This is a genomic window from Stenotrophomonas geniculata ATCC 19374 = JCM 13324 (genome assembly GCF_001431625.1).
GTDB lineage: Bacteria > Pseudomonadota > Gammaproteobacteria > Xanthomonadales > Xanthomonadaceae > Stenotrophomonas > Stenotrophomonas geniculata.
The window spans coordinates 50,138-71,372 of the sequence record NZ_LLXT01000160.1 but is presented as its reverse complement, the minus strand read 5'-3'; the positions used below and the strand labels follow the sequence as shown (position 1 = coordinate 71,372).

The window sequence follows — 21,235 nt, the reverse complement described above, 5'->3', positions numbered from 1 at the left end:
CCCGCCATCCCACGGATAGCCAGCCTTTGCTTCGGCGGTTGCTGTTGCTCTGGCTTCGGCAGGTGCAGGGCTGCAAGCCCTGCCGAACACCCTCTACTTTGCCTGCTCGCAGAACTTCTGCCGGTACTCGAGTGCCTTCGGCATCAGCGCCTGCAGGTTCTGGATGCGGGTGCCCGGGTTCGGGTGGGTCGAGGAAAACTCCGGTGGTGACTGGCCACCACTGGCCTGGCCCATGCGCTGCCACAGCGGCACCGCCTCGCGTGGGTCGAAGCACGCCGCCGCCGCCAGCATCAGGCCCACTTCGTCGGCCTGTGTCTCGTGGCTGCGTGCATACGGCAACAGGTAACCGTAGCCCATCGCTGACATCATCATCTGTTGCTGCTGCGCATCCATGCCGCTGGCGGCGCCGGCCACCTGCCCGATCTGGGTCAGCTTCTGCTGGGCCATGCGCTGCGCACCATGGCGCAGCAGCGCATGCGCGATCTCATGCCCCATCACCACCGCCATCGCATCGCGGGTGCGCGCCACCGGCACCAGCCCGGTGTAGACCGCCATCTTGCCGCCCGGCAGGCAGAACGCATTGGCCTGGTCGGAGGGGATCACATTCACTTCCCACTGGAAGTCCCGCGCGAAGTGCGCCGGCTGCACGCCATGCTCCTGGGCCAGCGCGGTCTCCACCACATCGACCTTGGCGATCAGGCGCTGGGCGATGTCACGCACATCACGCGCGATCGGTGCATTGGGGTCCATCGGCCGTTCCTGCGACAGGATCTGCTGGTAGGCCTGCAGCCCCAAAGCAGTCTCCTGGCGCGCGTCCAGGCTGCTGTCGATCATCACCTTCTCACCGGTATAGGGATCCACCGTGCGGTTGGAAAACCAGTAGAAGACCGCGTAGCCGGCGGCCAGCAGCAGCACCCACCAGCGGATGTTGCCGAACAGGCCGCGGCGCTGCGGGCCTTGTGGCGGGCGGGAAAAGGGATCGTTGCGCATCGGGTCGGCTTCCAGCAGGCCCCGCCGGCCGGCGGGCACGGCGCAATCTTAGTGCGCCGATGCCAGCAACGGGTGAAGCCGGCTGCCGATCAGATACCGCGTACCAGGCGGAAGCCGATGCGCGCGTTGGTGGTATCCGAGTCCTGGGATTGCCGCCAGGCGGCGCGGGTCTGCTCCGGCGCATTGGCCCAGTTGCCCCCCCGGATCACCCGTGCGCGACAGCCCGGGTTGAACCAGGCGGCGCCATCGGAGGGCGCGCGCCGGTAGCTGGCATGCCAGCAATCGGCCACCCATTCGCTGAGATTGCCGCCCATATCGTGCAGGCCGAAGGCATTGGCCTGGAAACTCCCTACCGGTGCCGGCCCCCACCAGCCATCGCCATAGCCGATGAAGGCGTTGTGCCAATGCCGCCCGGACGGCGACACATCCTTGCTGCCGGTGAAATTGCCGCTGCCCGGCGGCGGCGTGCCCGCATCGCCCCAGGGGTAGCGACCACTGTTGCCGCCGCGCAACGCGTACTCGAACTCTGCTTCACTGGGCAACCGGTAGCTGCGCCCGGTCTGCTCGGACAACCACGCCGCATAGTTTTCGGCATCGCGGATGCTGACGTGCATCACCGGCGAATTGGCCATCGCGCGGCCACCGTCGTAATCCGAGCGCCAGTCCACGCCGCTGCGGCGGATGAAATTGCCGCTGCGTTCGTCATAGACCACCGAATGGCCACGCCGCGTCGCCCGGGGGCGCGCGTTGGTCGCCTTCACGTAGCGCTGGAAATCGCTGACCGTGACCTCGGTGATCGCCATCGCGAAGCCTCGATCAAAGCGCACATAGTGCGATGGTCGCTCAGCATCGCTCGAACCCGGTTCGGCATCACCGGCGCCCATCTGGAAACCGCCATGCGGCACCACCACCATCTGCGGACCGCGTCCGCCATCACGCATGGCGTCGCTGAACACCTGTCCCGGGCGGAAGCTGCCGTAGTGGGTGGCCAGGTCGATGCGCTCACGCAGCTGGGCCACCACCGCGTCTCCCGGCAGGGCGATGCGCAGGGCCTCGGCCAGTTTCTCGCGTGCCGGCTTCAGGCCCTGCGGCGTGGACAGGTCGCGCAGGCCGTCATCGCGCAACTGCAGCAATGCCGCCGCACGGATCTGCTCAATGCGCTCGAACGCGTCGGCAATGGTCGGCGACGAGTCGCGCACCTTGCTGGCTTCGGCCAGCCAGGTGCCCGCGCTGGCGAAATCGCGCGTGCGAGCAGCGTCCTCGGCACGACGGATCAACCCGCTTTCGGCCGCGGCCAGTCCCTGCCGTGCACGGCTGTTGTTCTCGTCCAGTGCCAGCGCCTCGCGGAAGTTGCCGATGGCGCCATCCCCGTCCTCGCCGATCCGGTCCGCGCGCAGGTCCTCTTCACCGGCGCGGTTGTAAGCGACCACCCGCTGGGCAAGCTCCACCCGACCCTGCAGTGCGCGTACCTTCTCGTCCTTGGGCGCCAGGGTCAGCAGCACCAGCGCCTGGCGGCTGGCCTCGGCCAGCGCCTCGCGCTGCTTCAGCGGCCGCACCAGCAACGCATCCGCCTGCTGCTGCAGGCGCTGGCGGGCACGCTGCAGGCCCTGGCGGGCCTGGCGGTCATCCGGGTCCTCTTCCTGTACTGCCAGCCACAGCGGAATGGCGGCATCGGCATCCTCATACAGCCGGCCCTCAGTGAAGGCCTGCCCGGCCGCGCGGCGCAACTGGGCCAGGCTGCGGCCCTGGCGGTCCACCCGCGGCGGCGTCCACTGCTGTACATCCTCGGCGGCATCCTCACCGGCGATGGTCACGCTGCCCTGCCCGGCCTGCGGGCGCTCGTCGCTGTCTGCGTTCGTGGACGGGCGCGCCTCCTCCCCGGCACTCCGGTCCGCTGCCGTGGGGGGCGACGGCGTGCAGCCTGCCAAAACCATGGCCAGGGCGGTGCACAGCGCGGACGACAACGGAAAACGCAAGCGGAGCCTCCTTCGGCACGGACGCGCACCGACGTTAGGCTATTCTCCCCTGCCTGAGCAAACCCGAGTAGTAGGCCCTGAACCGTGGCAACCTGGATCACCACCCCCGCCGAGCTGGATGCGTACTTCCAGCAGCGCCCGACCCGCATCGGCCTGGACACCGAATTCATCCGTGAACGCACCTTCTGGCCGCAGCTGGCCCTGGTGCAGATGGCGGTCGGGCAGGACATCCTGCTGATCGACCCGCTGATTCCCGGCATGACCGAGGCGCTGGCACCGTGGCTGGCCGATGAATCCATCACCAAGGTGATGCACAGCGCCAGCGAAGACCTGGTCGCCTTCAAGTGGGCGTGCGGCGTGCTGCCGCGACCACTGTTCGACACCCAGATCGGCGCCGCGCTGGCCGGCATCGGTGGCGGCATGGGCTACCAGAAGCTGGTGGCGGAGATCACCGGCGTGGCGCTGGCCAAGGGCGAAACCCGTTCGGACTGGATGCGCCGCCCGCTTTCGGAGTCGCAGCTGCAGTATGCCGCCGACGATGTCGAGCACCTGTTCGCGCTGCATGACGCCATTGATGCCAAGCTGCAGGCGTTCGGCCGCCAGCAGTGGCTGCACGACGATGGCGAGCGCCTGCTGGCCAGCGTCGCCAACGACGAGGACCGCTGGCCGCATCTGGCGATGCGCTCGGCGCAGTTCCTCGACGCAGCCGCACAGCACCGCCTGCTGCGCCTGCTGCGCTGGCGTGATGTGCAGGCACGCAGCAGCGACCGCCCGCGAAGCTGGATCCTGGACAACGAACTGGCCGCCACCCTGGCGCGCACGCCACCGGCCGACGAGACTGCACTGGGCAGGCTGTTCGAGCAGTTCCCGAAGGCGCCGCGCAAGCTTGCAGGCGCGGTCTGGCAGGCACTGTCCACGCCGCTGGCCGATGAGGCCGAGGCACCGCTGGCACTGCCCGCCAACGACAGCAACAAGCAGGTAGTGAAGAAGCTGCAGGACGCGGTGACCGAACGCAGCCGCGAGCTGGGCCTGCCGGATGGCGTGCTGGCCTCCCGCAAGCATCTGGAAAGCTATCTGGAACGCCGCCAATGGCCGGCCGCACTGGCCGGCTGGCGCCAGCAGGAACTGGAGTCGCGGCTGCAGGCGTTGCTGCCGGCGAACTAGCGACCCGCATCGGCCGCCTCACGGGGCGGCCTTGCCAATGCTCGACAAAGACGTTACTGCATGCCTGCATGGCCCTTTTCCGGCATGTCACGATGGATGATCGGCTCGCTGCTGCTGGTCGGCAGCACCGCCACGGTCAGAGCAGCGTACCCGGCGTCCTGTCCATCCTCCTCTGGAGTTCCTGTAGTGCAGACACTCGAGTACATGCACGATGCGCTGTCGCGTGGCGATCGTGAGGCCGCCATCGAAGTGATGCGGGAACCACAGCGCTACCGTGCGCTGTTCAAGGATCCACAAGGGGCAGAACGTTACCTCGCTCTCGCGCAGCAGGTCGCCGATGACGCGCAGCAGCGCCCCTGCATCGATCGCAGCAGCCAGCTCAACGCCTACGCGGCACTGACCGGCGGACTGGATCTCGCCCGTTCGGTTCACTACCTCGCGCTGTCGGCACGCCTGATCGAACAGGACCCCGCTGCCAGCGAGCAGGACAAGCTCGAACCCTGGCTGCATCCGCATGCCCTGATGCACGGCTATTTCGAAGCTGGTGGCGGGCTGGCCCTGGACCGCGCCGTGCCCGGCGTGGATCGCGCCGGAATCGAGGCGTGGCGACAGGGCCAGGGCACCCTCGCCTACCGGCCCGAGCTGCTGCTTGCATTTCCGCTGCACATGGACGATCCGCAACGCGAACGCCTGTTCCGGGTGACGGGGTTCGCCTTGCTGCCGCCCTCCCAATGGCACGACCGCACCGCGCTGCGCACACTCATCCACAGCGACGCTTATCTTGACTGGCTGGATGCGCGCCCCCTGCATCTCGCCTCGCGGCTGTCGATGGCACTGGAGGAAATGGCGACGCCGCCCTGGCCGGAACATCTGCGTGCAGCGGGCTATCAGGTCCACGGAGAAGCCTTGCACGATGAGGAAACCGATACGGATTGAATCTCTGCCTCAAGCAAGGCTCCTGCTGAATGCCACCGACACGGCAGCCGCATGTCCTGCTTGCCGCCGGTAACGACCGTGCTTCTAATGTCCCGCCTCGTACTCGCTGGATTGCATCAATGACAAACGGATTTGCAAAAGACGGACTTTCCCCCGAAGACCTCGCCTGGCGCGTGCAGGCACGTACCGCACTGCAGGAGCGGCGCTATGCCGAACTGGATGCGTTGCTTGCTCCGCATGAGCTGGCCTGGCTGCAGGGAAAGAATGCGTTGCCCGGCATCCGCTGGCGGCTGCGCAACCTGCACGACGCCACGCTGACGCTGGAAGCGCGCCTGCAACAGGCCCAGCAGTGGGCCTCGGCCGCCCCCGGCAGCTACTACGCCTGGCTGCGCCTGGGCGCCTGCTGGCAAGACGCTGCCGGTGAACTGCGCAGCGCCGACGTGGCCGCACTGGTGGAGGACAGCCAGTGGCTGGCCGCACAGCTGGCCCGCGACCATGCCGTACATGCTTACCTGCAGGCGACCGCGCTGTCGCCACGGCCCGCACTGGCATTGGACGGCATCAAACGCATCATCAGTTTCCTGCGCGAACCGAACTGGCTGCGTGCGCTGCAGGCCGGCCAGCCGCCGGAATCCGATGATGCCGCGCTGGCCGAGCACTATCCGCAGGCCTGGCCGCAGGCACTGCAGCTGCTGTCGCGCTTTGGTGCACCGCTGCAGGCGTTGCCCGCCACGCTGCCGCCGCTGCTGCGCGAACGCAGCAAGGACGACTTCGATGCGCCGTTGGCGTACTGGATGCGGCTGGTGCTGGAACAGCGCCCCGACGACCTGAGCACGTTGGAGAGCGCCCTGTATTTCCTGTACCCGCGTTGGGGCGGCAGCCACGAGGCGATGGAAGAATTCATCGAGGGCAGCTGGTGTCGTGGCCTTGATCTGACGCAGAGCAATGCGCTGCGCTGGCGAAAGGCGCAGGACTGGCTGGCCGAGCTGCCACAGCGCGACGACAGCGAAACCGTCGCAGCGCACGAGCAGGCCTACGCGCAGATCCTCGATTGGCACCTGGACCGTGCCCTGCGCGCGGAGGTGCTGACCCAGCGTGCCGGACTGCGCTACCGGCTCGGGCGCCGTGAGGATGTCGAGAACGACGTCCGGTGGGACGCCCAGCATATGCAGGCGGTGTTCGAGGACCTGCAGCAGGCCTGGACGCTGGACCGCGACATGGTCCTGCATGAAGGCCTCAGCAATCTCGAGGCCTGCGCCTGGTTTGCCCACGTCGATGGTGCCGAAGCGCTGTTCGCCCAGGTGGTGGACTACGCGGCACGCGAAGGTGATTCCGCGATCGGCCTGCTCTGGGCAGCCACCGCCATCGAGCATGGACTGCTCGGCCAGACCGCCGACCCGGCACGTGCCGCGCCCCTGCTGCAGCGCGCCCTGGAACTTGCCCCGCGGGAGAACACCTCGGCAGTCACGTTCGCGGCCAACCTGTTCTGCGATGTATCACAGGCCGCCGGCCTGTCGCTGCTGCAGCGCATGGCCGACGATGGCGACGCCGGCGCGATGTCGGCACTCTGCGACCTGTACAAGGGCCGCCTGGGTGGCCGTGACCAGCCGCAGTTCGTTGATGCAGAAAAGGCCGCTCACTGGCAGGAGCGTGCGGTGGAAGGCGGCGACCTGATCGCCACCTACAACCTGGCCGTGCGCCTGGTCGCTGCCGGTGGCGCCGGCAACGAAGCCCGCGCGCGTGAGCTGTATCTGCGCTGCCTGGATGAAGCGGAAACCGGTGAACGCGTCTGGGCCCCCACTTGCCGCAACCTGGCCTGCCTGGCATTGGATGGCGAGAACGACGCGCACAAGCGCGAAGCGGTCGAGCGCGCATTGATCCCGCTGTGGTGGCGCGGCGATGACGACGACAAGCTGTGGGCGGCCGGCTATCTGGCCGACGTCTACCACTTCGGCAACGGCGTGCCGGCCAACGCCTTCCTGGCGCTGACCTGGCTGCAACGCGCCAGCGAGATCGATCCGGAGTATGTGGATGTGGTGCGCATGGCGCCGCTGATCAATGGCGAAGGTCGCTGGTTCGGTGCCAGCCGCGCACGCAGGCAGCAGGCGCAGGACCGCCAGCAGGTGGACAGCGCCACCTGGGCCCTGACCTTCGGCCAGCGCAGCCAAGACAGCGACCTTACCGCAGTCTGAAGCAACGCAAAGGGCGGCCCGGAACTCCGGGCCGCCCTTTGCTTTCCAGCAGTGCGATGGCGGGAGGCACCGCCACCGCGCCAGAGCCTTACCAGTTCATGTTCAGCGAGACACCGACGGTGCGCGGTTCGTTGTAGACCGCAGCCATATAGTTCTCGATCACACCCTTGAGGTTCTTCTCGTTGGTGATGTTGCGCGCGAACAGCGCCACTTCGTAGGCACCGTAGTTGCCCGAGTAGCCGATCTTCAGGCCGCCTTCGAAATCACCCTTGGAGTTGAACTCCTTGCTGTCGTACAGCACGAAGCTGGTGTAGCCCTGCTTGTTCCAGTCGGTGGAGACGAACATGGTGCCCGCGTCGCTGACCGGGAAGTCGTAACGAGCGGCCAGGTTGACGTTGTACTTCGGCGCGTTCGGCAGCGGGTTGCCGTCGATCTGCGCGAAGGTGTTGGCACCGACCTTGATGGTCGGGTCATTCACCGTGCACACCACCTGGCCGTTGAGGCCGCAGACCTGCGCGTAGACGCGCTTGTCCTTGATCTCGCTGTGCAGCAGGCTCAGGCCGGCGCTCAGGGTCAGGTTCGGGATCGGGCGCAGCTCCATGTCCGCTTCGAAACCATAGGCCTTGGCCTTGTCGGCGTTGAACAGCACGCCGTTGCCGTCCGAATCGTTGCCGTTGAGCTGGATGTCGTTGACGGTGTAGGTGAACGCGGTGGCGTTCAAGCGCAGGCGGTTGTCCCACAGGCTGCTCTTCACGCCCGCTTCCCAGGACAGGATGGTCTCGGAATCGGCGGTGGTGAAGTCGGCATTGAACACGGCCGAGCGGCCCTGGATGGTCGGGCCGCGGAAACCGCGGGCGACCTTGGCATAGACGCTCACGTCCGGCGTGATCTGATACATCGCGCTCAGATCCCAGCTCGGGGTGGTGTCGGACATCTTGACGTCGGTGCGGCCCTTGTAGGTGACCACGCCAGCGGCAGTGTCAGCCGTCTTCAGCAGGCGGGTGTGCTTCTCGTCCCGGGTCTGGCGCAGGCCGGCCGTGACGGTGAACTTGTCGGTGAAGGCATAGCTCAGCTGGCCGAAACCGGCCCACGAGGTGTTCTTGTTGCGCAGGCGCACCCAGTTGTTCGGGTTGCGGGCCGCGCCCTGCAGGAACCAGGCGCGCTGGTAGAAGTCGGTGGTGTCGCTGCCGTTGAAGTAGAAGGCACCGGCCTGCCACTGCAGCGCGCTGTCGTCATGGCTGGCCAGGCGGAATTCCTGGGTCCACTGGTCCAGGTCACGGATGCGGCCCATCGACTGGCCGTAGCCGTTCGGCACGCCGTTCACCGGGAAATTCACCGCAGCGCCGCCGTCGGTGTCGCCACGGCTGTAGCCGGAGGTCGTCTCGTAGGCGGTGATCGAGGTGAAGTCGATCGCGCCGAAGTCGTAGCGCGCCTTCACCGAGCCGCCGTAGGTCTTGTAAGCCTGCGGGTTGTTGTCGGCTTCGTCGTAGGCGACCTGGTCGCGCGGCACGTCGGTCTTGTTCGAGCCCTTGGTCAGCGCACCGCGCAGAAACAGGGTCGAGGTGCCTTCGTAGTCACGGGCGTGGGCCGAGGCCAGGATCGAGAACTGGTCGCTCGGGGTCAGCAGCAGCTGCGCGCGCACGTTGCGGTCATCGAAGCCGCCCATCGCGTTCTTCTTCGGGCTGACCGTGCCGTCGGCACTCGGGCCCTTGTAGGTGTTGTCGACGTAGTCATCGCGGTGCTGGTACAGCGCCGACACGCGGAACGAAGCGATGTCGTTGATCGGGCCGCCGAAGCCGCCGTCGATCGACACGCTGTTGTAGGTCGCGTAGCTGGCGTTGACCCGGCCGGTGTAGTCCTGGGTCGGCTTCAGGGTGTCGAACTTGATGATGCCGGCGGTGGTGTTGCGGCCGAACAGCGAGCCCTGCGGGCCACGCAGCACTTCCACCTGGTCCACGTCATAGACCGGGTTGGACTTCAGCACCACGTGCTCCAGCACCACATCGTCCTGGATGATCGACACCGGCTGCGAGGCACCCAGGTAGAAGTCGATATTGCCGAGGCCACGGATATAGAAGCGCGGGAAGATGCGGCCGGTGGTGGTTTCCGCATACAGGCTCGGCACGCGGCCGGACAGTGCCAGCAGGGTGTCGTCGCCGCCGGCGGTGAAGTCGCGCATGCGCTCGCCCTGTACCACACCCACCGAGACCGGCACTTCCTGCAGGTTCTGCTCACGGTGTTCGGCGGTCACGGTGATCGTGTCCAGGCCGGTCGGGGTCGGCGCGCTGTCCTGCGCGGCGGCGCCGAAGCTGCCGACCAGGGCCAGACCGGCACAGGCCAGTGCCAGCGGGTGGCGGCGGAAGGAAACAAGGGAAGACGACAGACCCGACAGGCGGCGGGAATCGGTATGGGAGGGCATGCAATGCTCTGAGGAGGCGTCCGAGCGGCCTGCGCGGGCCGGGCGGCAAAAAGGAGGAAAACTGCGCAAGCGGCCATTATCCCCCAAATTGTTACGATTTCGTTGCGCAGCACCCAAACCCGGCGTAACAAGCGCTTTCGGCACAGTTACAGGGCATTCCGCACGCCCTGAAGGCTTGACTCAGGGCAGCGGGGTCAACGCGACATCGACCATCGCCAGCAGGCGCTCGCGGCTGATGCCGTCACGCGCCTGCACCGAGATGCCATGCAGCACCGTGGCGAAGTGGTCGCCCAGCGCCTGCACCGCCGCGTCGTCGGCCAGCTCCCCCTCGGCCTGCGCCTGCTGCAGCCGCGCGATGATCGCCGCCGTGCGCTGGCGACGATGACTGGCCAGCCAGTCCCGCACGCCTTCGCCATCGGGCGACACGCTGCTGGCCGAGGACACCACCAGGCAACCATGCGGGCGCCCGCGACGGGTGTAGGTCATCACCGCCTCGCGCAGCATCGAACCGATCGCCTCACGCAATGTTGCCTGCTCCAGCGCGCGCGGCGCGAAACCGCCCTCGCCTTCTTCGTACAGCGCCACGGCTTCGCGGAACAACTGCTCCTTGCTGCCGAACGCGGCGTAGATGCGTGCAGAGGCAATGCCCAGTGCTTCGACCAGTGCCGACATCGACGTGCCTTCATAGCCGTGCTGCCAGAACAGCAGCATCGCCTTGCGCAACGCCTGGTCCCTGTCGAATTCGCGCGGTCGCCCTGCCATCTGCCTGCCTGCTCCAGTGAGGCGCGCAGTGTAACGCGGGTGTTGACCATCGCGAGAGTCGCGCCTATTCTTTGTCGACCGACAAATAATTGGAGCAACACATGCAGACCCTCAAGGGCCCCAGCCTGCACCTGGCGCAGTTCGCCGGCGACCAGGCCCCGTTCAACTCACTTGCCAGCATTGCCGCGTGGGCCGCCGGCCACGGTTTCAAGGCGCTGCAGATTCCCGCGTGGGATGCACGCCTGTTCGACCTGGCCACCGCCGCCGACAGCCAGGAATACTGCGACGACATCCGTGGCACCCTGGCCGAGCACGGCCTGCAGGTCAGTGAGCTGACCACCCACATCCTCGGCCAGCTGGTGGCCGTGCATCCGGCCTACGATGAACTCTGCGATGGCTTCGCGCCGGAAGCACTGCGCGGCAATCCGCAGGCCCGCACGGAATGGGCACAGCAGCAGCTGCACCTGGCCGCTCGCGCCTCGCGCCGTCTTGGGTTGCAGGACATGGGCACCTTCTCCGGCTCGTTCGCCTGGCCCTACCTGTTCCCGTTCCCGCAGCGCCCGCCGGGCCTGATCGATGCCGCCTTCGATGAACTGGCCCGCCGCTGGCGGCCGATTCTCGACAGCTGCGAGGACAATGGCATCAACCTCTGCTACGAGATCCATCCCAGCGAAGACCTGCACGACGGCACCAGCTTCGAGCGCTTCTTCGAGCGCGTCGGCCAGCACGAGCGCTGCCGCATCCTGTTTGATCCCAGCCACTTCGTGCTGCAGCAGCTCGACTACCTGCAGTACCTCGACATCTACCACCCGCTGATCCGCATGTTCCACGTCAAGGATGCGGAGTTCCGCCCCAGCGGCCGCCAGGGCATCTATGGCGGCTACGCCGACTGGACCGAGCGCGCCGGCCGCTTCCGCTCGCTGGGCGACGGCCAGGTCGACTTCAAGTCGATCTTCTCCAAGCTGGCCCAGTACGACTACCAGGGCTGGGCGACGCTGGAATGGGAGTGCTGCCTGAAGGACCAGGAAGCCGGCGCGCGCGAAGGCGCTGCATTCATCCACGACCACATCATTCCGGTCACCGACAAGATCTTCGACGACTTCGCCGGTGCACCGATCAGCACCGCGCAGATGCAGCAGATGCTCGGCATCGCCTGAGCCCCAACGGAGCACTCCCTCATGACCACTTCTCTTTCCGCTGGCGCTGCCGGCGACGCTCCCCTGCGCCACCATTACCTGCGCATCGACGGCCAGCGCGTGCATTGCGTGTCCGCGGGTCACGGTGAACCCGTATTGCTGATTCCCGGCTGGCCGCAGACCTGGTACGCCTGGCGCCATGTGCTGCACGCCCTGGCCGAAGCCGGCTTCGAAGCCATCGCGGTCGATCCGCCGGGCATCGGCGAATCCGATCGCCCCAGCCACGGCTACGACACCGGCAGTGCCGCCGCCGTCCTGCACCAGACCATGCAGGCGCTGGGCCACGAGCGCTACCAGGTAGTCGGACATGACATCGGTATGTGGATTGCCTATGCACTGGCCAGCGACCAGCCGCAGGCGGTGCGCCAGCTGGCGGTTACCGAAGCGGTGATTCCCGGCCTGGCGCCGGAACCGGGCATCTTCGCTGCCCCGGCCGACAACATCTTCCTCTGGCACTTCATGTTCAACCAGGTCGCGGACCTGCCCGAAGCACTGATCAGTGGCCGCGAACGCGCCTACCTGGAGTTCATGTTCGACCGCTGGTCGTACCGCCGTGACGCGGTGGCTGCCGACACCTACATCGCCGCCTACAGCCGCCCCGGCGCGCTGCGGGCCGGCTTCGCCTGGTACCGCGCGATCCCGGAAACCATCCGCCAGAACAAGGAACGTGCACAGCGCCGGCTGGCGATGCCGGTGCTGGCCATCGGCGCCGAGCACGCCACCGCCGATGCGCCGATGCTGACCCTGCAACCGCACGCCGACAACGTGCGCGGCAGCATCGTGCCGGGCTGCGGCCACTTCATCATGGAAGAAGCGCCGCAGGCGTTCCTGGCGCAGCTGCTGCCGTTCCTGCAGGAGGTGCGCCATGCAGCTTGAACCGGCGCTGCAGCAGTTTGTCGACGCCGTCGCGGCGCATCCGCTGCCGGAGGAGCTGCGCGAACTGCGGGCGATCAGCGAGAGCGCGCTGCCACAGTTGCAGGGTGCGCCGCAGCCGGTTGCGCATGTGATCGAACACACGGTGATCGCACGCGACGGGCAGGCGCTGGACGTCCGCCTCTACACACCGGAAGGTTTGCCCGACGGACCAGCGCCGGCCCTGCTGTTCGCCCACGGCGGCGGCTGGTTCCAGTGCTCGCTGGCGGTCTATGACGGTCCCTGCCGTGCGCTGGCCAATGCCAGTGGCTGCGTGATTGTGGCCGTGGGCTATCGGTTGGCGCCGGAACACCCGTTCCCGGTGCCGCTGCACGACGTTGCCGATGCCTGGTCGTGGCTGCAGGACAACGCCGAGCGCCTCGGGCTGGACCCGCAGCGATTGGCGATCGGCGGCGACAGCGCCGGTGGCAATCTGGCCGCCGCCTGCTGCCTGCTGCTGCGCGATCTCGGCCTGCCGCAACCGTGCCACCAGTTGCTGCTGTACCCGGCGCTGGATGCCGGCATGGGCAGCGATTCCTACCGCGACTACGCCACGGGCTACTACCTCAGCGCCGAACTGATGCAGCGCTGCTGGCAGGCCTATCTGGGTAATCTGGATCAGCCGCCGTCACTGGCCTCGCCCGCGCACGCAACAGACCTGCAGGGGCTGGCGCCAGCCTCCGTACTCAGCTGCGAGCACGACCCGCTGCGCGACGAGGCCGAGCAGTACGCGCATCGCCTGCAGGCCGAGGGTATCGCCTGCACGCTGGAGCAACTGCCCGGGATGATCCATGCCTGCATCCACCTGCAGGGGGTGGCTGTTTCTACCGGCGTGGCGGTACAGCGCGCGGGCGCCCTGCTACGCCAGGCCCTGGCCTGAATCAGTGTGGGACGGTGGTGGCTGCACGGCTGCACGGCTGCCGCTGTTCCGTTCCGGCCCGGCGCTTGGCAAGCCCGCCGGGCGGCGCTACACTGAAAGCCTGCCGTGGGGCCATAGCTCAGCTGGGAGAGCGCGTCGTTCGCAATGACGAGGTCAGGAGTTCGATCCTCCTTGGCTCCACCACTATTCGGAAAGAACCCGTAGATCTCCGCGATCTGCGGGTTTTTTCTTTTCAGCACCCGGGGCTCAGGCCGGCTCCTCACCGCCATCCTTGCGATGTGGACTGCGCGAGTGCCTATCGCGCACCTGTTGATCGCGCTGCCCCGGCCGCTGCTTGGCCACATCGTCCTGCTTCCTGTCCTGGCGGCTTTCCTGGATGCCCTGCTTCGGGTCCTGATCCTTGTCTCGCTCGTTCATTGAAATCTCCCACGCCGGCGGCGGGCCCACGTTGCCCACCACGCTAGAGGTTGCCGGGTAAGCCGCAGGTCAGTCCTGTGCCAACGTCATGTGCAGGCACGGGCTTGCCGCCACGGCCCCCGCGCAGCCAGAATCCGGGGCATCACGCCCACCGGTATGCCATGCCCTCTCCTGCCCAGCACGCAGCCCACGCGTTGCCGATGCTCCTCGATGCGACCAAGGGCAGCATCCAGCTCGGCAACCTGCCGACGTTGATCTGCCCCACCCTGTCACTGGAGGAGGCGCGCATCGACTTTGCCACGCTGATGCGAGGAGAGCGCGATGTCGGCACCGGCTATCACTGGCTCAGCCTGCACCAGCTCAGCCTGGGCGGTGCGCCCGCTGGCATCAGCCTGTGCTTCCACGGGCAACAGCTCGACATGGTGACAATGGGCGTCGATCTACCCGGTGCAACGTTGGAAGACGGCTGGCCGACCCAGGCCGCGATCGATGCCGAAGTCGCCTTCATGCGCCGCACCCTGGGTGCGGCGTTGGGTCGCAAGCTGGCCGGCGGCCACGCCCGGTTCGGCTGGGGCGAAGCCTGGGCCCGTTTCGATCCGAAAGGCTTCATGGCCAGCAGCGGTATCCGCTACGCGCCACGCTCCTGACCCCGCTCAGGTACGTGTGATCGACACCCCACCTTCCACACGCATCGCGGTACCGGTAACGAAACTGCTTTCATCGCTGGCCAGGAACAGCGCCGCGTTGGCGATCTCCTCCGGCTCGGCCATGCGCTTCAGTGCGTGCAGCGAGCGCACGAAGTCGCGGGCATCGCCGGTGGGTGCGGCCCGCCGCCCCATCTCGGTATCGGTGCCACCGGGCAGCAGCACGTTGCTGCGCACGCCGCGCGCGCCGTATTCGGCAGCGATCACCTGGCTCAGGCCGATCAGCCCCGCCTTGCTCGACGCATAGGCCGCCATGCCCGGGAATCCCACGGTGTGGCCGACGAAGGTGCCGACGAACACCAGCGAGCCGCCGCCGCGCGCCAGCAGTGCCGGCAACTGCGCGCGTGCCGCATGGAAGGCGGCATCCAGATTGGTCGCCATCACTTCGCGCCAGGCGTCCACCGGAAACTCCGCCGCCGGCACGCCCGGGCCAAGCATGCCGGCATTGTTGAGGGCGATATCCAGGCCGCCGAATGACTGCTGGGCCAGATCGACCAGCGCCTGCGCCGTACCCGGGTCGGCCACGTCGGCGGCATGTACCACGGCTTCGCCACCGGCGGCGCGAATCTGCTCGGCCAGCGCCTGCAGCGGCTCCGGCCGCCGTGCGTTGAGCACCAGCTTTGCCCCTTCGGCAGCGAAGCGCAGGGCGCTGGCGCGGCCGATGCCGGCGCTGGCACCGGTGATGAGAGCGATCTTGTTGTTCAGGCGCATGGTCGTGGTACCGGTTGTGAAGTGGCCGCCACGATGCCGCGCCTCTCCCCTGCCAACACTCCGTTTCCGGGCCTGGCCCATCGGTGCAGGAAACGGAGTTTCCGCAGCACCGGCGCGTGCCAGAATCCGGCCATGGACAGTACCGCCACCACCGCCCTCGATGCCCGCGTCGAACGGGTCTGCCGCCACCTTCAGGCCAGCCACGACGAACCCTCGCTGCAGGAACTGGCCGGGATCGCGGGTTGCAGCCCAACCCGCCTGCATCGCCTTTTCAAGGAAGCAACCGGGTTGACCCCGAAGCAGTACGCTGCCGCGCTGCGCGCCGACCGCCTGCGCACCGGGCTGGAACAACAGGAACGCATCACCGACGCTTTCCACGATGCCGGCTTCGGCTCCAGCGGACGCTTCTACGAGAACGCACCGAAGTTGCTGGGCATGACTCCCAAGCAATGGCGCGCAGGTGGTCGCGGCGAAGTCATCCATTTCGCGCTTGCCGAAAGTTCACTGGGCAGCGTGCTGGTGGCCAGCAGTGCCACCGGCGTGGTCGCGATCCTGCTCGGCGACGATCCGGAGACGCTGCTGCAGTCATTGCAGCAACGCTTCCGCCAGGCCGAACTGGTCGGCGCCGACCAGGGCTATGAACAACTGGTGGCACAGGTGGTGGGCCTGGTCGAGGATCCCACGCGGGGCGCCACGCTGCCGCTGGACATCCGCGGCACCGCGTTCCAGCAACGGGTATGGCAGGCGCTGCAGCAGATTCCGCGCGGGCAGACCGCGTCGTATGCGGATGTCGCCGCACGCATCGGCGCGCCCCGCTCGAGCCGTGCCGTAGCACGTGCATGCGCAAGCAACCCGCTGGCGGTGGCAGTTCCCTGCCACCGCGTCGTACGTCGCGATGGGGACCTGTCCGGCTATGCGTGGGGTGTAGCGCGCAAGCGCGAACTGCTACGCCGGGAAAAGGCCTCGACTGCCTGACGTGGGTGCCGACCTTGGTCGGCACGCCCAGCTTCCGGTAGGTGCCGACCTTGGTCGGCACACCGCCAAGCCCTCAATCCAGCTTCACCACCAGCTTGCCGAAGTTGTGCCCCTTCAGCAGCCCGAAGAACGCCTCCGGCGCATTCTCCAGCCCTTCCACCACATCCTCGCGGTACTGGATGCGGCCATCGCGCAGCCACTGCGGCATCTCGCGTTCGAAGTCCGGCCACAGGTGGTTGAAGTCGTGCACGATGAAACCGCGCACGGTCAGGCGCTGGCGCAGAATCTGGCTGAACAGTGCGGGCAACCGGTCCGGACCGGGCTGCTCGACGCCGCGCTCGTTGTAGGTGGCGATGGTGCCGCACACCGGAACGCGGGCAAAGTCGTTGAGCAGCGGCAGCACTGCATCCAGCACGTGCCCGCCCACGTTCTCGAAATACACGTCGATACCCGCAGGAACCGCTGCGCGCAGCTGCGCGGCGAAATCAACGGCGCGATGATCCAGCGCCACGTCCACCCCCAACGTCTGCAGGTAAGCGCGCTTGGCTTCGCCACCGGCGATGGCGACCACGCGCGCGCCCTGCAGCTTGGCCAGCTGCGCCACGGTCGCACCCACCGGCCCGGTCGCGGCAGCCACCACCAACGTCTCGCCCGCCTTCAAACGGGCGATTTCATGCAGGCTGGAATAGGCGGTGAAGCCGGGCATGCCATATACCCCCAGCGCCGTACTCAGCGGCAGCCCGGCCGGATCCAGCCGGCGCACCAGTGCCTTGGCCGGCAGCACCGCGTGGGTCTGCCAGCCACCCGGTGCCAGCACCAGCTCACCTGTGGCTACGCCCTCGGCGTTCGACTGCAACACCTCGGCCACGGTCTGCCCTTCCATCACCGCGCCCACCGCCACCGGCGCGGCGTACGACGGGCCCTCGTCCATGCGTCCCCGCATGTACGGGTCCAGCGACAGGTAGCGGTTGCGCAGCAGCACCTCGCCAGCGGCCAATGTCGGCAACGCAACTTGTTCCAGGCGGAAATTGGCTGCACTTGGCGCCCCCTGCGGACGCGACGCAAGCACGATGCGGGAGGTGGTCGAGGAATCGGACATGGCCAGGTCTCTGCTGTTGCCAGCATCAGGAAAGGAGTGCCGACACTACGCCGCAGCCATCCCCGATGGCGGCCACGAAAACAGCGTTCCATGGACCGGCGCGGCACGGGGCCGGCGCAGCCCTTTCCCTTGCAGCTTTGACGATCGCGGCGATCTGCTGATTTCCACCGCAGACGATGATCGACTGACCACGCCCTGCCCCACGACGGAGGATCAAGCACTTGCGAGCGCGCAGACGGCAATGTGAAGAAATCTTGGCAAAACGCTTGCCGAAGGCAGCCGATCTCCGTAATATACGCGTCCTTGGCAGCGACCTCGCTGCAACGAAACATGTGGCCGAGTAGCTCAGTTGGTAGAGCAGGGGATTGAAAATCCCCGTGTCGGCGGTTCGATTCCGTCTTCGGCCACCACTTTCGAAGGCCTGCAGAAATGCGGGTCTTTTTTTTCCGGAAACCGGGTTTGATGACGGTTGCCACACAATTTGGCCGAGTAGCTCAGTTGGTAGAGCAGGGGATTGAAAATCCCCGTGTCGGCGGTTCGATTCCGTCTTCGGCCACCATCTTCAGAGACCTGCAGAAATGCAGGTCTTTTTTTGTCTGCGATCTGCGATCCCCCTCCTGGCCTCGATACATGCCAGCCCACCGCCGTCCGGTTGACGAAACATTTACACCGCCGCGCGCCGCGGCACCTACGCTCCAGACTCCTGCCTGGAGCCTGTCGATGCATCTGCGCCCCGCCCTGCTCGCCTGCCTGCTGCTGGCCGCCCTGCCGGTGATCGCCGCCGAGCCGGTGCGCGCGGTCGACACGCTGGACATCGATCGCTATGCCGGCCAGTGGCACGAGATCGCGCATCTTCCGGTGTCATTCCAGAAGCAGTGCGTCGGCGAAATCACCGCCAACTACGGGCTGCGCCGCGATGGCCGCATCAGTGTCACCAACGCCTGCCGCAACGGCGACGGAGAACGTGTGGTTGCTGAAGGCGTAGCACGCCCGGTCGCCGGCCATCCCGGCCAGTTGCAGGTGCGCTTCGTGCCGGACTGGCTGAGCTGGGTGCCGCTGGTCTGGGCCGACTACTGGGTCCTGGCACTGGATCCGGACTATCAGTGGGCGTTGGTCGGTGAACCGGACCGCAAGTACCTGTGGATTCTCTCGCGCCTGCCGGAAATGGATCGCGCCCGGTTCGAACAGCTGAAAGAAAAAGCCGAAGCCATGGGCTACGACCTCGGCCCACTGCGCCTGATGGCCCCGATTCGCGATACGCCCGCCGACTGAACCGCCCGGCATCCAGCGCACCACGCGTGCGCCATCCGGCGCTGCGCACGCCCGGCCGCCATCTTCACGCGCTACCCTCTGCGACGGGTCGCCACAGGCGATCCAAACGACCATACGCCGTAGTATGCTTATCCAACGCACCCCTCCAGAGGACCTGCGCCCATGCTCCACCGCTTCCGTATCGCCTTGATCGTCCTGTGCACCCTCGCCCTTGTTGCCTGCAACAACGGCATCGTCAAGCGTGTTTCGGAACCGGCGGCCAGCCTGCAGCAGCTGACCGTGCGCGCCGACGGCAACTGGACCGTGGCCCTGCGCCTGCAGAACTACAGCTCCATGCCCATGACCTTCGATGACGTCGCGCTGGCGCTGACCGTCGGCGACAGCGACGCCGGCACCCTGCAGGCCAAGCCGGGCATCTCCATCGGCGGCACCTCGGCCGATGTCATCAATGTCGACCTGGTGCCCAGCTCGGCCGCACGCCTGGTGGTGGCCGACGCATTGGCCAGCAACCGCACCCTGGCTTACGGCCTGAAGGGAACGGTGGCGGCCACGCCGCAGGAAAAGAAGCAGCGCAGCTTCGACATCAGCAGCCGCAGCACCCTCAACCAGGCCCCGGGCCTGCCGGGCGTGCTGCGCTGACTCCCGCTTTCCGCCGCGGCGCCCGGCGCCGCTCCCCCTGTCCCTGATCAAATCGAGACGTACCGATGAGCAGCTACACCGCCCCGCTTTCCGACCTCCGTTTCGCCCTGCACGACGTGCTCAAGGTCGAACCCCTGTTCGCCCGCCTGGGCTTCACCGACGCCACCGCCGACGTGGTCGATGCCGTGCTGGAAGAAGCCGGCCGCTTCAGCGCCACCGTGCTGGCCCCGCTCAACAGCGTCGGCGACGAGATCGGCTGCGCGCTCGACCAGGCCACCGGTGAAGTGACCACCCCGCCCGGCTTCAAGCAGGCCTACGACCAGTTCGTCGATGGCGGCTGGACCGGCCTGACCGCCTCGCCGGAGCTGGGCGGCCAGGGCCTGCCGCACACCCTGGGCGTGCCGCTCAACGAAATGATCAACGCCGCCAACCTGGCGTGGGGCAACTTCCCGCTGCTCTCGCACGGCGCCATCGAAGCGCTGAAGCAGCACGGCGAAGCCTGGCAGCACGAAGCCTTCCTCAAGCCGCTGATCGAAGGCCGCTGGACCGGCACGATGTGCCTGACCGAGCCGCACTGCGGCACCGACCTGGGCCTGCTCAAGACCAAGGCCGAGCCGAATGCCGATGGCAGCTACGCGATCACCGGCACCAAGATCTTCATCACCGCTGGCGAGCACGACCTGACCGGCAACATCGTGCACCTGGTGCTGGCCAAGCTGCCTGACGCCCCTCCGGGCGCCAAGGGCATCTCGCTGTTCGTCACCCCCAAGTTCAAGGTTGACCGCGATGGCAACGTCGGCGAGCGCAATGCACTGCGCTGCGGCTCGATCGAGCACAAGATGGGCATCAAGGGTTCGGTCACCTGCGTGATGAACTTCGATGGTGCGCAGGGTTACCTGGTCGGCCAGCCGCACAAGGGCCTGCAGGCGATGTTCACCATGATGAACACCGCGCGTCTGGGTGTGGGCCTGCAGGGCATTGGCCTGTCCGAGCGCGCCTACCAGAACGCGCTGAAGTACAGCCGTGAGCGCCTGCAGTCGCGCGCCCTCAGCGGCGCCAAGTTCCCGGACAAGCCGGCCGACCCGATCCTGGTCCACCCGGATGTGCGTCGCATGCTGCTGACGGTGAAGTCGCTGGTCGAGGGCAGCCGCCTGCTGGCCCTGCACGCTGCCACCCTGATCGATGTCGCCCACCATGCCGAGGACGCCGCCGAGCGCGAGCGCGCCGACACCCTGGTGAGCTTCCTCACCCCGATCTCCAAGGCCTGCCAGACCGAGTGGGGTATCGAGAACACCTACAACGCCCTGCAGTGCTTCGGTGGCCACGGCTACATCCGCGAGCACGGCATGGAGCAGCTTGCGCGCGACGCCCGCATCACCACGCTCTATGAAGGCACCACCGGCGTCCAGGCACTGGACCTGATCGGCCGCAAGACCGCGTCCAGCCAGGGCGCCGGCCTGAAGCTGATGCTGGCCGAGATCGAAGCCTTCGCCAAGGAACACGAGGGCAACGAAGCGCTGGCCGAGTTCATCGGCCCGCTGCGCGCAAAGGCCACCGAATGGGGCAAGCTGACCCTGGACGTGCTGCAGCGCGCGGCCGCCAACCCGGACGAACTGGGTGCGGCCAGCTACGACTACCTGTTCTATTCGGGGTACGTGGTTCTGGCCTACTGGTGGGCCCGCAGCGTGGCCGCCGCCGATGCCAGCGCGCACGGCGCCGCCTTCGCCCAGGGCAAGCGCGAGACCGCGCGGTTCTACTTCGCCCGCGTGCTGCCGCGCACGCTCAGCCATGCCGCCGCCATCCAGGCCGGCGCCGCCCCGCTGATGGCCATGGACGACGAGCGCTTCGGCGCCTGAGTCGGGCTGCACCCGGCACCCGCGGTAGTGCCGGCCGCCGGCCGGCAACCTCAATAGCAACAGCTGGATCCCGGTGGATGGCGGGGCGGTGTGGGCTGGCAGGACACGCCGCCCCGCCTCTGACAGTTCCCCGCG

18 protein-coding genes and 3 tRNA genes are annotated in these 21,235 nt (G+C 67.3%); 14 read left to right on the top strand and 7 right to left on the bottom strand.

The features are described from left to right. Nucleotides 1-93 precede the first annotated feature (93 nt). Nucleotides 94-990 (bottom strand): M48 family metallopeptidase, encoded by an 897-nt coding sequence (locus ARC63_RS21885; RefSeq protein ID WP_057504369.1) that lies wholly within the window; start codon nucleotides 988-990, stop codon nucleotides 94-96. A gap of 89 nt (nucleotides 991-1,079) precedes the next feature. Beyond that, nucleotides 1,080-2,966, bottom strand: coding sequence for a formylglycine-generating enzyme family protein (locus ARC63_RS21880; protein ID WP_057504368.1), 1,887 nt, complete (start codon nucleotides 2,964-2,966; stop codon nucleotides 1,080-1,082). Between the two features lie 84 nt (nucleotides 2,967-3,050). On the opposite strand from ARC63_RS21880, the gene rnd reads away from it, so the two are divergent. The 3 genes from rnd to ARC63_RS21865 all read left to right on the top strand — a co-directional run bounded on the left by rnd (nucleotide 3,051) and on the right by ARC63_RS21865 (nucleotide 7,258). Then, the gene (gene rnd / locus ARC63_RS21875) at nucleotides 3,051-4,130 is read left to right on the top strand and encodes a ribonuclease D (protein WP_057504367.1); all 1,080 of its coding nucleotides are present in this window, start codon (nucleotides 3,051-3,053) and stop codon (nucleotides 4,128-4,130) included. Nucleotides 4,131-4,334: 204 nt separating this feature from the next. Next, nucleotides 4,335-5,066 (top strand): hypothetical protein, encoded by a 732-nt coding sequence (locus ARC63_RS21870; protein WP_057504366.1) that lies wholly within the window; start codon nucleotides 4,335-4,337, stop codon nucleotides 5,064-5,066. 119 nt (nucleotides 5,067-5,185) lie between these two features. Next, nucleotides 5,186-7,258, top strand: coding sequence for a DUF4034 domain-containing protein (locus ARC63_RS21865; protein ID WP_057504365.1), 2,073 nt, complete (start codon nucleotides 5,186-5,188; stop codon nucleotides 7,256-7,258). Nucleotides 7,259-7,346: 88 nt separating this feature from the next. On the opposite strand, the gene ARC63_RS21860 is transcribed toward ARC63_RS21865, so the two are convergent. Then, nucleotides 7,347-9,677, bottom strand: coding sequence for a TonB-dependent receptor (locus ARC63_RS21860; protein WP_057504364.1), 2,331 nt, complete (start codon nucleotides 9,675-9,677; stop codon nucleotides 7,347-7,349). A gap of 180 nt (nucleotides 9,678-9,857) precedes the next feature. After that, nucleotides 9,858-10,439 (bottom strand): TetR/AcrR family transcriptional regulator, encoded by a 582-nt coding sequence (locus ARC63_RS21855; RefSeq protein WP_010486565.1) that lies wholly within the window; start codon nucleotides 10,437-10,439, stop codon nucleotides 9,858-9,860. Nucleotides 10,440-10,540: 101 nt separating this feature from the next. On the opposite strand from ARC63_RS21855, the gene ARC63_RS21850 reads away from it, so the two are divergent. From ARC63_RS21850 to ARC63_RS21835, 4 genes are all read left to right on the top strand, one after another. After that, the gene (locus ARC63_RS21850; protein WP_057504363.1) at nucleotides 10,541-11,596 is read left to right on the top strand and encodes a sugar phosphate isomerase/epimerase family protein; all 1,056 of its coding nucleotides are present in this window, start codon (nucleotides 10,541-10,543) and stop codon (nucleotides 11,594-11,596) included. 21 nt (nucleotides 11,597-11,617) lie between these two features. After that, the gene (locus tag ARC63_RS21845; protein ID WP_010486561.1) at nucleotides 11,618-12,511 is read left to right on the top strand and encodes an alpha/beta fold hydrolase; all 894 of its coding nucleotides are present in this window, start codon (nucleotides 11,618-11,620) and stop codon (nucleotides 12,509-12,511) included. Beyond that, a complete protein-coding gene (locus ARC63_RS21840; protein ID WP_057504362.1) occupies nucleotides 12,501-13,427 on the top strand; it encodes an alpha/beta hydrolase in 927 nt (308 codons plus the stop codon). Before ARC63_RS21845 ends, ARC63_RS21840 begins: the two co-directional genes overlap by 11 nt. 107 nt (nucleotides 13,428-13,534) lie before the next feature. Continuing rightward, nucleotides 13,535-13,610 (top strand) — tRNA-Ala (locus ARC63_RS21835). A gap of 63 nt (nucleotides 13,611-13,673) precedes the next feature. Here the strand turns inward: ARC63_RS21835 and ARC63_RS23535 are convergent. After that, nucleotides 13,674-13,844, bottom strand: coding sequence for a hypothetical protein (locus tag ARC63_RS23535; protein ID WP_167345310.1), 171 nt, complete (start codon nucleotides 13,842-13,844; stop codon nucleotides 13,674-13,676). A gap of 161 nt (nucleotides 13,845-14,005) precedes the next feature. Here ARC63_RS23535 and ARC63_RS21825 point away from each other — a divergent pair, with 161 nt between their 5' ends. Continuing rightward, a complete protein-coding gene (locus ARC63_RS21825; protein WP_057504360.1) occupies nucleotides 14,006-14,491 on the top strand; it encodes a hypothetical protein in 486 nt (161 codons plus the stop codon). Between the two features lie 6 nt (nucleotides 14,492-14,497). Here the strand turns inward: ARC63_RS21825 and ARC63_RS21820 are convergent, their stop codons facing one another. Further along, nucleotides 14,498-15,259: an SDR family oxidoreductase gene (locus ARC63_RS21820; RefSeq protein ID WP_057504359.1), complete on the bottom strand. Its 762-nt coding sequence runs from the start codon at nucleotides 15,257-15,259 to the stop codon at nucleotides 14,498-14,500. 132 nt (nucleotides 15,260-15,391) lie between these two features. On the opposite strand from ARC63_RS21820, the gene ARC63_RS21815 reads away from it, so the two are divergent. Continuing rightward, nucleotides 15,392-16,234 carry a bifunctional transcriptional activator/DNA repair enzyme AdaA gene (locus tag ARC63_RS21815; RefSeq protein ID WP_049409128.1) on the top strand — a complete coding sequence of 281 codons (843 nt, stop codon included), beginning with the start codon at nucleotides 15,392-15,394 and terminating at the stop codon, nucleotides 16,232-16,234. 73 nt (nucleotides 16,235-16,307) lie between these two features. On the opposite strand, the gene ARC63_RS21810 is transcribed toward ARC63_RS21815, so the two are convergent. After that, the gene (locus ARC63_RS21810) at nucleotides 16,308-17,333 is read right to left on the bottom strand and encodes an NADP-dependent oxidoreductase (RefSeq protein ID WP_057504358.1); all 1,026 of its coding nucleotides are present in this window, start codon (nucleotides 17,331-17,333) and stop codon (nucleotides 16,308-16,310) included. Nucleotides 17,334-17,667: 334 nt separating this feature from the next. Here ARC63_RS21810 and ARC63_RS21805 point away from each other — a divergent pair. From ARC63_RS21805 to ARC63_RS21785, 5 genes are all read left to right on the top strand, one after another. After that, nucleotides 17,668-17,743, top strand: a tRNA-Phe gene (locus tag ARC63_RS21805). 73 nt (nucleotides 17,744-17,816) lie between these two features. Next, nucleotides 17,817-17,892 (top strand) — tRNA-Phe (locus tag ARC63_RS21800). A 161-nt stretch (nucleotides 17,893-18,053) separates the two neighbouring features. After that, nucleotides 18,054-18,605, top strand: coding sequence for a lipocalin family protein (locus ARC63_RS21795; RefSeq protein WP_053443327.1), 552 nt, complete (start codon nucleotides 18,054-18,056; stop codon nucleotides 18,603-18,605). A gap of 162 nt (nucleotides 18,606-18,767) precedes the next feature. Further along, nucleotides 18,768-19,244 (top strand): LEA/WHy family protein, encoded by a 477-nt coding sequence (locus ARC63_RS21790; protein ID WP_010486516.1) that lies wholly within the window; start codon nucleotides 18,768-18,770, stop codon nucleotides 19,242-19,244. Between the two features lie 65 nt (nucleotides 19,245-19,309). Then, nucleotides 19,310-21,100: an acyl-CoA dehydrogenase C-terminal domain-containing protein gene (locus tag ARC63_RS21785; protein ID WP_057504357.1), complete on the top strand. Its 1,791-nt coding sequence runs from the start codon at nucleotides 19,310-19,312 to the stop codon at nucleotides 21,098-21,100. The last annotated feature ends 135 nt before the right edge of the window (nucleotides 21,101-21,235 follow it).